General features: G+C 58.6%; 14 protein-coding genes and 1 pseudogene. 7 read left to right on the top strand and 8 right to left on the bottom strand.

The window, feature by feature from the left end; all coding sequences use genetic code 11:
* The first annotated feature begins 25 nt into the window (after positions 1-25).
* Positions 26-913 (top strand): LysR family transcriptional regulator, encoded by an 888-nt coding sequence (locus K1X80_RS21605; protein ID WP_057960459.1) that lies wholly within the window; start codon positions 26-28, stop codon positions 911-913.
* A gap of 116 nt (positions 914-1,029) precedes the next feature.
* Here the strand turns inward: K1X80_RS21605 and K1X80_RS21600 are convergent, their stop codons facing one another.
* Positions 1,030-2,088: a diguanylate cyclase gene (locus K1X80_RS21600; RefSeq protein WP_057960458.1), complete on the bottom strand. Its 1,059-nt coding sequence runs from the start codon at positions 2,086-2,088 to the stop codon at positions 1,030-1,032.
* A gap of 196 nt (positions 2,089-2,284) precedes the next feature.
* Positions 2,285-2,908, bottom strand: a complete 624-nt coding sequence (locus K1X80_RS21595) for a TetR/AcrR family transcriptional regulator (protein ID WP_057960457.1) — start codon at positions 2,906-2,908, stop codon at positions 2,285-2,287.
* A 132-nt stretch (positions 2,909-3,040) separates the two neighbouring features.
* Between K1X80_RS21595 and K1X80_RS21590 the strand changes: the two genes are divergently transcribed.
* Together K1X80_RS21590 and K1X80_RS21585 are read left to right on the top strand one after the other, a co-directional pair.
* Entirely contained in the window at positions 3,041-4,096 is a 1,056-nt protein-coding gene (locus K1X80_RS21590; protein ID WP_057960456.1) for an MBL fold metallo-hydrolase, read from the top strand.
* Between the two features lie 326 nt (positions 4,097-4,422).
* Complete coding sequence (locus tag K1X80_RS21585) at positions 4,423-4,971, top strand: hypothetical protein (protein ID WP_169990009.1); 549 nt, start codon at positions 4,423-4,425, stop codon at positions 4,969-4,971.
* 21 nt (positions 4,972-4,992) lie between these two features.
* On the opposite strand, the gene K1X80_RS21580 is transcribed toward K1X80_RS21585, so the two are convergent.
* From K1X80_RS21580 to K1X80_RS21555, 6 genes and pseudogenes are all read right to left on the bottom strand, one after another.
* Entirely contained in the window at positions 4,993-5,367 is a 375-nt protein-coding gene (locus K1X80_RS21580; RefSeq protein ID WP_057441910.1) for a helix-turn-helix transcriptional regulator, read from the bottom strand.
* A gap of 123 nt (positions 5,368-5,490) precedes the next feature.
* Entirely contained in the window at positions 5,491-6,441 is a 951-nt protein-coding gene (locus tag K1X80_RS21575) for a hypothetical protein (protein ID WP_057960454.1), read from the bottom strand.
* Positions 6,442-6,557: 116 nt separating this feature from the next.
* Entirely contained in the window at positions 6,558-7,202 is a 645-nt protein-coding gene (locus K1X80_RS21570) for an HAD family hydrolase (RefSeq protein WP_057960453.1), read from the bottom strand.
* Positions 7,203-7,274: 72 nt separating this feature from the next.
* Positions 7,275-7,463, bottom strand: a pseudogene (locus K1X80_RS21565) (HNH endonuclease); the annotation flags it as partial.
* A 51-nt stretch (positions 7,464-7,514) separates the two neighbouring features.
* Positions 7,515-8,765 carry a ribonucleotide-diphosphate reductase subunit beta gene (locus K1X80_RS21560; protein WP_090291778.1) on the bottom strand — a complete coding sequence of 417 codons (1,251 nt, stop codon included), beginning with the start codon at positions 8,763-8,765 and terminating at the stop codon, positions 7,515-7,517.
* Positions 8,766-9,261: 496 nt separating this feature from the next.
* Positions 9,262-9,531 carry a DUF2790 domain-containing protein gene (locus K1X80_RS21555; RefSeq protein WP_057444078.1) on the bottom strand — a complete coding sequence of 90 codons (270 nt, stop codon included), beginning with the start codon at positions 9,529-9,531 and terminating at the stop codon, positions 9,262-9,264.
* Positions 9,532-9,924: 393 nt separating this feature from the next.
* Here K1X80_RS21555 and acs point away from each other — a divergent pair, with 393 nt between their 5' ends.
* The 4 genes from acs (at position 9,925) to K1X80_RS21535 (ending at position 14,725) form a co-directional block, all read left to right on the top strand.
* Positions 9,925-11,880, top strand: a complete 1,956-nt coding sequence (acs, locus tag K1X80_RS21550; protein ID WP_200659889.1) for an acetate--CoA ligase — start codon at positions 9,925-9,927, stop codon at positions 11,878-11,880.
* 583 nt (positions 11,881-12,463) lie between these two features.
* Positions 12,464-13,249 carry an ABC transporter substrate-binding protein gene (locus K1X80_RS21545; RefSeq protein ID WP_057439716.1) on the top strand — a complete coding sequence of 262 codons (786 nt, stop codon included), beginning with the start codon at positions 12,464-12,466 and terminating at the stop codon, positions 13,247-13,249.
* Between the two features lie 91 nt (positions 13,250-13,340).
* Positions 13,341-14,030: an ABC transporter permease gene (locus tag K1X80_RS21540; RefSeq protein WP_029294434.1), complete on the top strand. Its 690-nt coding sequence runs from the start codon at positions 13,341-13,343 to the stop codon at positions 14,028-14,030.
* Entirely contained in the window at positions 14,027-14,725 is a 699-nt protein-coding gene (locus tag K1X80_RS21535) for an ABC transporter permease (RefSeq protein WP_057960451.1), read from the top strand. The genes K1X80_RS21540 and K1X80_RS21535 overlap by 4 nt, the downstream gene beginning before the upstream one ends.

The raw sequence follows: 14,725 nt of genomic DNA, 5'->3' as shown, positions 1-14,725 counted from the left end.
GCAATCAATATTGGCGTTACCCCACATGTTCAATGCAGCCACGCACTATCAAATCGACTATTCCGACCTGGCGCTGATCCTTGCCCTGGTGCGTGGCGGCACTTTGGCGCGGGCTGCGGCCTTGCTGCGGGTGGATGTGTCTACGGTGTTTCGGGCCGTGCGGCGTCTTGAGTCGTCTTTGGGGCAGGCACTGTTCGAAAAAAGCCGCGCCGGTTACCTGCCGACCAGCTTGGCCACCACCTTGGCCCAGCAGGCCGAGCGTGCCGAACAGGCGCTGCAAGCAGCCCGCGTGGGGGTCGAGCAGGGCGGTGAAGTGATCAGCGGCACGGTGCGCCTGACCTGCACCGACTCAGTGTTGCAGGGCCTGTTATTGCCGGCCTTGGCGCAGTTCATGCCCGCTTACCCGGCACTGACCCTGGAATTGAGTACGTCCAATGATTTCGCCAACCTCAGCCGCCGCGACGCGGATATTGCCTTGCGCCTGACCAGGACGCCGCCGGAGCACCTGGTGGGACGGCGTTTGGGGACGGTGTCCTATCGGGTCTGCGCCAGTGCCGGTTACATAGAGCAACACGCTACTCAAGATTTGGCGGCCCTGGCGTGGATCGCTCCGGATGATTTCTTGCCCGACCATCCCACCGTGGCTTGGCGTCGCCAGCATTTACCCGGCGTAAGGCCCAGTTATCGGTGCAATAGCATGTTGTCTGCAACCCAATTGGTACGTGCCGGTCTGGGCGTGGCGGCGCTGCCGGATTTTCTCTTGGCGGATGGCCTGGGATTGCAGCCGTTGGGGCCGGCGCTCACGGGTTACGACACGGCCTTGTGGTTACTGACGCGCCCGGACAGTCGGGCGCTGCGTTCAGTGGTGACGTTGTTCGATGAGCTGGGCCGGCACCTGCGTCGCCCTTTATAGACATCGGCCAGCCGGCGCCTACAAGCCCAGCCGAGCATTGGCAACCATGCTCAGCGCCCGCCGGCGAGCCGGCTTCTACAGGGTGGACGAACATGCGGTCTGAATAATTAGCCCCTTCAGGCAGAGCGTGCGACCAGTGAATCGGCGACGGTCACCCGATTGCGCCCAGTGCCCTTGGCGGCGTACAGGGCTTGGTCCGCCGCGTTGAGCCACATATGCGCCTGGGTGAATTGCACCTGGTAGGCCGCCAGGCCAATGCTCAGGCTGACCCGTAGTTCTGGAACCTGCGGGTCGCGGTAGCGGCTGAACAGTTCCCGCAGGCGTTCCATCACATAACTGGCTTGCTCCAGCGACACGTCCGGCAGGATCACGCAGAACTCGTCGCCACCGTAGCGGCCCGTCAGGTCATTTTCCCGTACATTGCGCTGCAATTCCTTACTCAGTTGCCGCAAGACCCGGTCACCGACGATATGGCCATAGGCATCGTTGATCTGCTTGAAGTGGTCGACATCAATCAGTGCGATGGTGGCCTGGGATTGTTGCTGCTGGCACTTGTGAAACTTCAGTTGCAGCAAGTCCTTCCACGACCCGTGATTGAGCAGGCCGGTCAGGCTGTCGGTACGGCTCAAGGCACTCAGGGCGCGCTTGTGTTCCGAGAGCTTGATGGCCAGGCGATAGCTGGCCATGCCGATGGCGACGGGGTAGAGAATCAGCATCGGCAGGCAGGCATACACCTGGATCAGGCCGACATTGGGGTTGAACGAAGGACCGAACACCAGCCAGGCCACTGCCACGCCCACCAGTTGCGCGAGCATGCCCTGGATCATCAGCTTTTTGCCGCCCGCCGCGACGTTATGCATGGTCATCATCGCGAGGATGGTCACTGCAGTCAGGGGCGTGAATTGTGTGGCTGCGGCCCAGAACCCGCCGGACACTGAGTCATAAAGCAGATTGCGTCGCTCGGCCTGGTACGGAAACGCTGAATGGCTTGATAGCTGGTATGCCAGGTGCGGCCAGATAAACCCATTGAACAGCCACAGTGCCCAGACCCATCCGGGCATGGCCAGCGGGTATAGGGCGGCCAGCACGCAAAGGCTGCCGATGCCCAGCCCGAGAATGCGCGGCCGATAAATGCGCCGGGCAAACGACAGCCCTTTGCCTCGAAGGTTTTCCATAGATTCCTGCGTCAGGTTGTTCTTTTTTTAAGTTGCGAAGGCGTGCCTTGTCAAAAGGCCATTTACGCCAGATGACAGGTGATTATTGTCAGTGATTTACGCAGGAATAATCAGTGTCCTTCCAGGCCATTTGCGCGGGGATCCGCAGGATTCAGGCAAAAACGACCCGCCAGTGTCGTATTGACGACAGAGGGATTTATTGGGGGCGGGTGGCAATCTCGTAGCCGGCCAGAAACAGGTCCATCGCTGACTCGATCACGTTGGCCTGGGTAGCCGCATCCAGGGTGGGTTGGCCCAGGGTGATTTGCGGCCAGAAGGCGAAGGCCTTGAGCAGGCTTTGCACCTGATGGGCGGCAAAGCACGGGTCCACGGCCTTGAGGCGACCGTCTTCCTGCGCTGCGCGCACCCATAATGTGAACCCTTCTTCACGTTCGCTCAGACGATTGACGATGCCCTGGGCCCGCTCCGGGGAATGGATGGTCGCGGCAATTGCCACGCGGGCCAGGTCGAGGAAGTTGGCGTCTGACATCATCTTCATCTTCGCGTGCAGCAACACCCGCAATTGGTCGCGCAGGGGCTGGGCGCTGCTGTAGCTGACATCCAGTTGTGCAACGCTGCTGGCCCATAACTTATTCAGGATCTCGGTGAACAACTCCTCCTTGCTGGGGAAGTGGTTGTACACCGTGCGCTTGGATACGCCAGCGGTGGCGGCGATCTTGTCCATGCTGGTGACCTCGAAACCGTTATCGCGAAACTCGGCAATGGCCGCTGCCACAATGGCTTCGCGTTTACGGTCGGTGAGGCGTTGAGGTGCAGTCATGGGGCTTTCGGCTCTGGGAAGAAAATTACACTCGGTAGTTTACTTGGTCCGGGTTTTGTTGCAATCTTGAAACTACACTGTGCAGTGTAGTTGTTGACCTGCATCAGCAGAACGTACCGGAGTCACTCTGTAATGGCCACGATCTCTACCCGTGTCGATACCTCTTCCCCAGCGCTCAAATCGTCCGAGCAGCAGCAAGGTCAGTTCAATAATCATGCGCCGGTCAGCCGTGCAGGCTTTGGCAAAACGCTACAGATTTTCTGGAAGATGCTCTTTCATAAGCCCCGCAGCACGCGGCCGGTAGGTGAAATCCCGGTACAGCGCCTGACGCGTGAGCAGTTATTGAGCGCCCCGAATCACAGTGTCTACCGCCTGGGGCATTCCACCGTCCTGCTGAAAATGCGCGGCAAGTTCTGGCTGACCGATCCGGTGTTCGCCGAGCGGGCTTCGCCTTTCAATTGGGCCGGCCCCAAGCGCTTTCATCAGCCGCCTATCAGCCTTGAAGAACTGCCGCCGATTGAGGCGGTGATCTTGTCGCATGACCATTACGACCACCTGGACCGCCAAGCCGTTGTGCAATTGGCCGCCAAGACGCGCTATTTTCTCGCGCCATTGGGCGTGGGTGACACCTTGATCAAATGGGGTGTGGCGCCAGGCAAGGTGCGGCAGTTGGATTGGTGGCAGGGCACTGAAGTGGAGGGCATCCACTTTGTCGCCACCCCCGCCCAGCACTTTTCCGGCCGTGGCCTGTTTGATGGCAACCAGACGCTGTGGGCGTCCTGGGTGATGGTCGATGATGCCCGGCGTATCTTTTTCAGTGGCGACACCGGCTATTTCGAAGGTTTCAAGCGTATTGGCGAGCAATATGGGCCATTTGACCTGACGCTGATGGAAACCGGTGCTTACAACGTCGACTGGCCCGATATCCACATGCAGCCCGAACAAACTTTGCAGGCCCATATCGACCTGAAGGGGCGCTGGTTGCTGCCGATCCACAATGGCACCTTTGACCTGGCATTTCATGCCTGGCATGAGCCGTTTGACCGCATCATGGCCCTGGCCTGGGAGCGCAATGTGTCAATTGCCACACCCGCCATGGGCCAGGCTTTTATGCTGGCTGCCCCTGAACGTGGGCATGCCTGGTGGCTGGATGTCGAGGCCCAGGCGGCAGAACAGTTAGTGAGTTGAAAGGGGTTGCTAAAGCCACACGGTAAAAGGGCTTTCAAGGTATTTCTGCCCGGAGAATCGACTGGAAAAGGGTGCGATGATCTCGGAAAGCCATTTTCTGGGAGTGGGGCCTGATGGAGGACAAATGTAGGAAAACCTTGTCGCCCGGTGCACCCTGTTCCGTGGGGTTGCCTTTGGTGCTCAACGCCTTTAACGCAATGCCTTGTGGGCCTGCCGCTCCTTCCGGGTCGACAGACAATGTGTCAACGTCTCGCGGTGGCATTGAGTTTCAGCCTGCTGCTGCGCCTGTCGTCCAGGGCCCCAGGTTTGATATCCCTGGCCCGATGATGAAGACCGTACGTGATCCGTCGCTATCGCTTATTGCCTTGAGCGGCCTGGACCCTGTAGGCCAGGTCATGGTGGAAGTTCCGCCCATCATGGAAAACAACGCCGCCAAATCCGCTCCCGCCCTGGCCGATTGGCGTATCGGTTTTGCCGACGGATATTTGCGCAACGGTGTACGTGAAACGGTGGAGCATTCCAGCGGATTTCTCCAGGCTTTGGAGGTGTTAAAGGCTGCCGGCGCCCAAGTGGTGCCAGTGGAGGCACAGTTACCGGATGCCGCGTACTTCACCCTGGAGTCCAGCAACGAGATCGACAAGCGAACGAACGAGCATCGCCTCGACGCGTTGGTGTCAGACGGCCAAAGCCCAGCCTTCCACCTCTTCTGCAAAACCGGATACCCAGGCGTATGCCAGATATTCAGCGACGGTCTCCAAGGCACGAGGGTCGTACTCTGGTTCTACGGTGCCCGTTGGGCACGGGACTCGCTGTCGGTCTTGGTGCGGGTCTATCAACAGGCGATGCAGGCTCACGCCGACATGCCCGTGAGGTGACCCTTTGCGCGGTCATCGGGCCTAAGCGCCGTTGGGTTGAGGCGTGTTCGAGGATGGCGAGCCCAGCAGCCGGGCGATAAGGCTCCGACGAGCCGGTTCGGCATCCGCCTGTGGCGCAGGGGAGCGCCGCCCGCTCATGCCCCATCCCGGCGCAAACCCTGGGAAAAACACCAGGCCTTCGTGCTCCAGACGAAATGCCAGGGCGATGCGGATGGCGTCATCCACCTCCTGATGGCTTTCAAAACGCTGGATAGCGTCCACCCCAACCCCGGCTTGTCGGGCCAGGTCTTCCCGGCTCCAGCCCAGCAGCGCGCGGGCCTGCACACTGTGCCGTGGGGTGAATTGATGAAGGACGATTTGCTGATCTACGGTGGTGCTCACTGCCAGAGAGGACATGGGGTTCTCCAGGAATCCAACGGGGGAGGGCAAACTATACTGTGTTTTTGTACAGTTGTTTTGACCGTTCATCAACTGGATTCTTTCTCGGCTGATCGGCCCGCGATTGGCGGGCGCTCCCGGTCACTTCTCCTCCAGCCCCGGCGCCTCGCGGATCAGCAGGTGGTCCAGGTTCTGGATATCGGCACTGAACACCCCGAACGTCTGCTCGGGGTTTTTCTTGCTTGGTACCTGTTTCAACTCCGGCGTCACACCATAAAAGAAGCAATACAGCGGGCGATCGCTGTTTACGGCGGCCCTGATCTGCTCCAGGAACGCCTTGCGCTTGCGGTAGTTCTCGATCAGCTTCTTGTTCAGGTAGACGTTGACGGAGTATGGCTTCTTGTCGAGCCACACTTTCTTTTCAAAGTCGATGCGAACGCTGCTGGTGTAGTCCTTGATCGCTTTGATCCGACCCCAGTAGATCAAGCCCTTGTTGTCTTGCAGGTATTCGATCTTCTTGAAAAACGCCCAATACGTCGCGGTGTGCTCACCGATCTTCAACGGCATGCCCTTGAGCTTGTCCTTGTCGTCGATATTGGACACGTAGCATTCCACCGGGTGGGCGAAGACGCTGGTCTTGTCCGGGGTGGTTTCGCTGGCGCTGTGGGAAGTATTGGAGATTTTCGAAGGTGCTTTCGCCGGATCTTGTGGGATAGCGTCTGCGGAACCTTGGATGACTGTCTTGCGTTCGTACTGACGCCGAGTCAGCACAAACTCCGACGGGAAGTTCTCCTCGCGCTCGTCCGCAGCGTCTCCCGCAGCGGCCTTGTGGCTGGCATAGCGGCAGCCGTCGATATGCCGGGTGCTGGGCAGGTTCTTGAAATGCGGGGTGCGCAGGTAGTTGACGTTCTTGCCATTGAACGTACCCAGCACATTGCCCGCCGCAAACGCTGCACGGCAATCATCGTTGGGGCAGAGGAAGCTGTCCTTATCGGAGTCGAAGGCGGCGGTTTCGTCGAAATTCAGGTCGCGCACGTCATAGATCGACAGCTTTTCGTCCAGGCTCAGGCAATAGGCTGTGTCGAATTTCATCGGGGCGGGTCCGTGGCAAGATTCGCTATTAATAGCGGGGTTGCGCAGGTAGCACAAATGTCCGCTATCGGGGCGCAGCCCTTTCAACGCGTCTGAAAGGGCTGGTTCCAAGCGGCTTACGGCTTCGGTTTGCCTCGGCGCTTGGCCGAATGAAAATGCCGCCAATGCGCATCTTGCGCCGCCGCCAGCAACTCGCGATCCCCGCGCGTGTCACCCCAGGCCCTGAGCCGATACTCACCCAGGTCGCCATACACCGCCTCAAGCCGCAACACCTTGTTCTCGCAACGGCAGTTGTTGCCCGTAAGGCGTCCACTCAACACCCCATCGACCACCTCAAGCTCGGTCCCGATTAGTTTGATTCCCAGGCGATCGGCAAAAGGTTGCAACACGATTGCCGGCGAAGCCGAACACAACGTCACTTCGGCACCGGAGCCAATTTCATCGGCCACCGACTGCAAACCGGCAGGGCGCATCAGCTTGTTCCAATAAGCCTGGCAGTATTCTTCGGCTTTGCGTTGCACCCAGGCCTTCTCTACGCCGGTCATAAAGGTGCGAATCAACTGCGCCTTGAGCTCATCACGGCTCATCCGGCGCACCAGAAAGCGCAAGCCCGGCAGCGCCAGCTTGAGCATCCGGCGATTGAATTCCTGCTTGCCGAAAGCAAACTTGAGAAACGGCACAAAACTGTCGTGGCGGGTCAGGGTGCCGTCGAAGTCGAACACTGAAAGTACCTTGGCGCCCACGGGGCCGGCTTCTAGCATGTCTGGGTTCACGGGGTGGCCTCGGTCCTATCTACTATTTTTTTGGAATGCATAAGCTGTGACCGCAGGAGTCTACTCCGGTATCAATCTGCTGATTCTCGAGTAAAACCCCGCAGTGAAATCATCCCGGTCGCTCGACCGGTGACAACGCTGATGGCAATTGGGGCACAAGGCTACAGCATTGGAGATGCGATCCGAACCCTTACGGGCCAGGTGCTTGAGGTGATGTACTTCAAGAAATGGCAAACCGGCGGCCATAAAAAAGCCCCGGGTGCGACCCCAGGGCTTTTTCACGCCGCGACTATGAGCTGATCAATCCCAGCTCAACGCCCCACCGGTCTGATACTCGATCACCCGGGTCTCAAAGAAGTTCTTTTCTTTCTTCAAGTCCATGATCTCGCTCATCCACGGGAACGGGTTAGTGGTCCCTGGGTATTCTTCCTTCAAGCCGATTTGCGACAGGCGACGGTTGGCGATGAACTTGAGGTAGTCCTCCATCATCGCCGCGTTCATGCCCAATACGCCGCGTGGCATGGTGTCGCGTGCGTATTCGATCTCCAGCTGGGTCCCTTGCAGGATCATCTGGGTCGCTTCTTCCTTCATGTCGGCATCCCACAGGTGTGGGTTTTCGATTTTGATCTGGTTGATCACGTCGATGCCGAAGTTCAGGTGCATCGACTCATCGCGCAGGATGTACTGGAACTGCTCGGCCACGCCGGTCATTTTGTTGCGGCGGCCCATGGACAGGATCTGGGTGAAACCGCAGTAGAAGAAGATGCCTTCCAGCACGCAGTAGTAGGCGACCAGGTTGCGCAGCAGTTCTTTGTCGGTGTCGACGGTGCCGGTTTCGAACTTCGGATCGGAGATCGAACGGGTGTACTTCAGGCCCCAGGCTGCCTTTTTGGCGACCGATGGAATCTCGTGGTACATGTTGAAGATCTCGCCTTCATCCATGGCCAGCGATTCGATGCAGTACTGGTAGGCGTGGGTGTGGATCGCTTCTTCGAAGGCCTGGCGCAGGATGTACTGGCGGCACTCCGGGTTGGTGATCAGGCGGTACACGGCCAGCACCAGGTTGTTCGCGACCAGGGAATCGGCGGTGGAGAAGAAGCCCAGGTTGCGCATGACGATGCGACGTTCGTCGTCGGTCAGGCCTTCGGGGTTTTTCCACAGGGCGATGTCGGCGGTCATGTTGACCTCTTGCGGCATCCAGTGGTTGGCGCAGCCGTCGAGGTATTTCTGCCAGGCCCAGTCGTACTTGAAGGGTACGAGTTGGTTGAGGTCGGCGCGGCAGTTGATCATGCGCTTTTCGTCAACGGCAACACGGGCGGAAGCGCCTTCGAGTTCGGCGAGGCCTTCGGCGACGTCGAGTTTGTCCAGGGCAGCCTTGGCGCGCACGATGGCGGCGGAGTCGTTGGCGGTGACGGCGCGGGCTTCGATGGCGGCGGCAGCGCCGGCACCGTCGAGGCGGTCCATGTTGGCTTCGGTGGCGTGGCCGGCGTTGGCGCCTTTAGCGGCTACTTCGCCTTCTTCTTCTTTGTCGAATTCGTCCCAGCTCAGCATGACGTGTCGTCTCCTGCGTGTGGGCCAATGGTGCCCGTGTGAAACCGGATGGTTGGGTGTTCACACGGCCCAAGGGCCGCGGTGGATCTTTAAGGAATCGTTTGTTGCAACAGCTCGCGCAGGCATTAAACGGAATAGGGCTACGGGTGTTCTGCTTGAGGCCTGAGGGGCGGAGCGACAGTGTCGTACTCCTGCGGGGCCTCAGGTCTGGCTCGTTACCCCATGTAAAGGGATATTGCAGGCCCGATTTACCCGCGCATTATAGGGAAAAATTTGCCTTTGTGTTGCGGCGGATAGCCTCAGTCGAGGGGCAAAATGAGGGTATTTCCGGCCGGGGCACGGGTTTACAAGGGTTTGCCGGGGTAGGATTTTTTTGACGGGCGGTGAGGGATTTTTGAAGCAGGGGGCAAGGCGAGGATTTTGCGGGTGATTCTTTGCCGCAAGGACAATTCCTTGCGGCGAACATTGCCAGGTTAAGTTCTAACTAACTAAGTTATTAACCGTTAGAGCAACCATTACCCATGACTTTGTAATTAAGAATATGACGCTGGCCCTGGTGGTCTTCATATTCCATGCGCGCTGGAACAACTTCGCAGACATTCGGGATGGCGCTCATGGACACCACTTTGGCGATATCCAGATCGGTGGAGTAGGTGTATTCCTCAACAATGGCGGTGTGCTGGCTGGCTACGTCAGTCGGGATCTCGTCGGCCAGGGCGGCGGTGGCGCACAGGCTGGCAAGGGCCATAACTAATAAAGCTTTCATTTCCAATTTACCTTTTTACAGTCGAAGGGGGTCACGGGGCCCTTGTGAGGCCACGTGTGTAACTTGAGTAGTGAGTTCGGATTAACGTGCCTTCGTGGGGGCTGCAACTTGGTTAATCACGGTGCCTTGTTGGCGAGGCTGATTTTAGGCGCCTGGGTTGCATTCATATACCCGTGCTTTTGATAAACACTTTTGGCGGTTTTCGTAACAATCCACCACAGAGGTTTTTTTAGAGGCTGAGAAAAGCGCCACAAGCCCCGAGCCAGAGCATTGCAAGGGGATATCAGGGTAATTTGTAGGGGCTTGTTACTACCATCGTCGAATGGTTCTATAGGCCTACCCCGGCTAAAACAGGGGCATACAACAACAACTATTGTCACCGAGGTAAGAAAGATGAGTGCGGCTTCCCTGTACCCCGTTCGCCCCGAAGTAGCAGCCAACACGCTGACCGACGAGGCGACCTACAAGGCCATGTACCAGCAGTCGGTGGTCAACCCCGACGGCTTCTGGCGCGAGCAAGCCAAGCGTCTTGACTGGATCAAGCCTTTCACCACGGTCAAGCAGACCTCGTTCGACGACCACCATGTCGATATCAAATGGTTCGCAGACGGCACCCTCAACGTTTCCTATAACTGCCTGGACCGTCACCTCGCCGAGCGTGGCGACCAGGCGGCAATCATCTGGGAGGGCGACGACCCTTCCGAGAGCCGTACCATCACCTATCGCGAATTGCATGAACAAGTCTGCAAGTTCGCCAACGCCCTGCGTGGCCAGGATGTGCACCGCGGCGACGTGGTGACCATCTATATGCCGATGATTCCCGAAGCCGTGGTCGCCATGCTGGCCTGTACCCGCATCGGTGCGATCCACTCGGTGGTGTTTGGCGGTTTCTCGCCTGAGGCCCTGGCCGGTCGCATCATCGACTGCAAATCCAAAGTGGTGATCACCGCTGACGAAGGCATCCGTGCCGGCAAGAAGGTGCCGCTCAAGGCCAACGTCGACGACGCGCTGACCAACCCGGAAACCAGCAGCATCCAGAAAGTCATCGTGTGCAAGCGCACCAATGGCCAGATCAAGTGGAACCAGCATCGCGACATCTGGTATGAAGACCTGATGAAAGTGGCGGGCACTGTCTGTGCGCCAAAAGAGATGGGTGCCGAAGAAGCGCTGTTCATCCTTTACACCTCCGGCTCCACTGGCAAGCCCAAGGGCGTGCAGCACACCACCGGCGGCTACCTGTTGTACGCGGCCCTGACCCACGAGCGTGTGTTCGACTACCGCCCGGGCGAAGTCTACTGGTGCACCGCCGACGTCGGTTGGGTCACTGGCCACACTTATATTGTCTACGGCCCGCTGGCCAATGGCGCGACCACGCTGCTGTTCGAAGGCGTGCCGAACTACCCGGATATCACCCGGGTCGGGAAAATCGTCGACAAGCACAAGGTCAATATCCTCTACACCGCGCCGACGGCGATCCGCGCAATGATGGCTTCCGGCACCGCCGCCTGCGAAGGCACTGACGGCAGCAGCCTGCGCCTGTTGGGTTCGGTGGGTGAGCCGATCAACCCGGAAGCGTGGGACTGGTACTACAAGAACGTCGGCCAATCCCGTTGCCCGATTGTCGATACCTGGTGGCAGACCGAAACCGGCGCGACCCTGATGAGCCCATTGCCGGGCGCTCACGCGCTCAAGCCGGGTTCGGCGGCACGCCCATTCTTTGGTGTGGTACCGGCGTTGGTGGACAACCTGGGTAACATCATCGAGGGCGCCGCCGAAGGCAACCTGGTGATCCTCGATTCGTGGCCAGGCCAGGCGCGTACCCTGTACGGCGACCATGACCGTTTCGTCGACACTTACTTCAAGACCTTCCGTGGCATGTACTTCACCGGCGACGGCGCGCGTCGCGATGAAGACGGTTACTGGTGGATCACCGGCCGTGTGGATGACGTGCTCAACGTTTCCGGGCACCGCATGGGTACCGCCGAGATCGAAAGCGCCATGGTTGCCCACCCGAAAGTCACGGAAGCAGCAGTGGTCGGTGTACCTCACGACATCAAGGGGCAGGGCATCTATGTGTATGTCACCCTGAAAAACGGCGAGGAGCCGACTGAAGCATTGCGCCTGGAGCTGAAGAACTGGGTACGCAAGGAAATTGGCCCGATTGCTTCGCCGGACGTGATCCAGTGGGCACCGGGTCTGCCGAAGACCCGTTCGGGGAAAATCATGCGTCGTATCCTGCGCAAGATTGCCACGGCCGAGTATGACGGGCTGGGCGATATCTCCACCCTGGCCGATCCAAGCGTGGTGCAGCATTTGATTGATACCCACAAGACCATGAACGCCGCGTAAGCGGGTTGATGGGACCAAGCCCCATTCGGTGTAAGCCGGGTGGGGCTTTTTTGTGGGAATTCACTTTGAAGTACCAGCAATGTGGCAGTTGGCGGCTGACAGACCGCTCTCAGTAGCAAGTCAATAAATATCGGTTTATCTCGTAGGGCGTTTCTGAATGTTACCCAGCGGTGCAAATGTGTAACCCTGCGCCCAAACATGAGGCAAAGTGCTACATCAGTGCCCCGAAAATGCCCGTTTTAGACACCCGGCAAAATAAGATCAAACGCTACACTTGCCGGGATAGAAGGGTTTGCGAATAATAGGCCCGCAATTTGCAGCGTTAATAGGTTTAATATCTTTTGCCTCTGCATAGATTTCAGGGGTTGTCAATGTATTGGAGTCGCTTTCTCGGTGCTTCTGTAAATTGTTGTCGCATTGAGGAAATATCGGCTTCCGGCCTGTCGTTAGAATGCCGATCACTCGCTCGTCGTCGCCGTGTTGAACTGGTGTAGGACGCAGCACCGCTATTCGGTTTCACTCAGTCGCATCGTGGGCCATGGCTCATACTGCTGTTTTTGTCCTATACCGATGGAGTCCCAAGATGAAGAAACTCGTGCTGTTGGGCGCCCTGGCGCTGTCCGTGCTGTCCATGCAAGCCTTCGCTGAAGAGAAGCCGCTGAAAATTGGTATCGAAGCAGCCTACCCTCCGTTTGCCTCGAAGGCGCCGGACGGCAACATCGTCGGTTTCGACTACGACATCGGCAACGCCCTGTGCGAAGAGATGAAGGTCAAGTGCACTTGGGTCGAGCAGGAATTCGACGGCCTGATTCCGGCGCTCAAAGTCCGCAAGATCGACGCGATTCTGTCGTCCATGTCCATCACTGACGACCGCAAGAAGTCCGTGGACTTCACCAACCGCTACTACCTGACCCCGGCGCGCCTGGTGATGAAGGACGGCGTTGCCGTCAGCGACAGCCTGGTTGAGCTCAAGGACAAGAAGATCGGCGTACAGCGCGGTTCGATCCACGACCGTTTCGCCAAGGAAGTCCTGGCGCCTAAAGGTGCGACCATCGTTCCTTACAGCACCCAGAACGAAATCTACCTGGACGTGGCTGCCGGTCGCCTTGATGGCACCGTGGCTGACGCGACCCTGCTCGAAGACGGTTTCCTGAAGACCGACGCGGGCAAAGGCTACGCGTTCGTAGGTCCTGCGTTCACCGACGCCAAGTACTTCGGCGACGGCATCGGTATTGCAGTGCGTAAAGGCGACAAGGCCAACCTGGAGCGCATCAATGCAGCCATCGCTGCGATCCGCGCCAATGGCAAGTACAAAGAAATCGAGAAAAAGTATTTCAACTTCGATATTTACGGCGCTGACGCCAAGTAAACCTTCGCAGTTGTCTGTCCAGAATGGCGCAAGCACCAGGGTCTCTGAAGTTTGCGCCATTTTTTCATCCGCCTTTTCGAGGACCTGAATCATGTTGAAAGGCTACGGGGCCGTTATCCTCGATGGCGCATGGTTGACGCTTCAGCTCGCCTTGTCGTCCATGGCCTTGGCCATTGTTCTGGGTCTGATCGGGGTTGCATTGCGCCTGTCGCCGGTCCGCTGGCTGGCGTGGCTGGGCGACCTGTATTCCACGGTGATCCGCGGGATCCCCGACCTGGTGCTGATCCTGCTGATTTTCTACGGTGGTCAGGACCTGCTCAACCGCGTCGCGCCGCTACTGGGCTACGACGACTATATTGACTTGAACCCCTTGGCCGCCGGTATCGGCACCCTGGGTTTCATCTTTGGCGCCTACCTCTCGGAAACCTTCCGTGGCGCCTTCATGGCTATCCCCAAGGGGCAGGCCGAGGCGGGCATGGCCTATGGCATGAGCCCGTTCCAGGTATTTTTCCGGGTGATGGTGCCGCAGATGATCCGGCTGGCAATCCCTGGTTTTACCAACAACTGGCTGGTATTGACCAAGGCCACTGCGCTGATTTCGGTGGTGGGCCTGCAAGACATGATGTTCAAGGCCAAGCAGGCGGCGGATGCCACCCGCGAACCTTTTACCTTCTTCCTCGCGGTGGCGGCGATGTACCTGGTGATCACCAGCGTCTCGTTGCTGGCCCTGCGTTACCTTGAGAAGCGCTACTCGGTAGGCGTAAAGGCGGCTGATCTATGATCTTCGACTACAACGTCATCTGGGAGGCCATGCCGCTGTACCTTGGCGGCTTGCTGACCACCCTCAAACTGCTGCTGATCTCGCTGTTCTTCGGCCTGCTCGCCGCCGTGCCCCTGGGCCTGATGCGGGTGTCCAAGCAGCCGCTGGTCAATGGCGCGGCCTGGCTCTACACCTATGTGATCCGCGGCACGCCGATGCTGGTGCAGCTGTTCCTGATCTACTACGGCCTGGCCCAGTTCGAAGCGGTACGCGAGAGCTTCCTCTGGCCGTGGCTGTCCAGCGCAACCTTCTGCGCCTGCCTGGCCTTTGCCATCAATACCAGTGCCTACACCGCAGAAATCATCGCCGGCAGCCTCAAGGCCACGCCCCATGGCGAGATCGAAGCCGCCAAGGCCATGGGCATGTCGCGCTACAAGCTGTACCGCCGCATCCTGCTGCCCTCGGCCCTGCGCCGGGCACTGCCGCAGTACAGCAATGAAGTGATCATGATGTTGCAGACCACCAGCCTGGCCTCCATCGTTACCCTGATCGACATCACCGGTGCCGCGCGCACGGTGAACGCCCAGTACTACCTGCCGTTCGAAGCCTATATCACCGCGGGCCTGTTCTACCTGAGCCTGACGTTCATCCTGGTGCGCCTGTTCAAGCTGGCCGAGCGTCGCTGGTTGAGCTACCTGGCTCCGCGGAAGCACTGA

It is taken from the genome of Pseudomonas sp. So3.2b (assembly GCF_019464415.1).
Classification (GTDB): Bacteria; Pseudomonadota; Gammaproteobacteria; order Pseudomonadales; family Pseudomonadaceae; genus Aquipseudomonas; species Aquipseudomonas shahriarae.
Note: the sequence above shows the minus strand (reverse complement) of the source record. Positions and strands in the feature narration are given on the sequence as shown.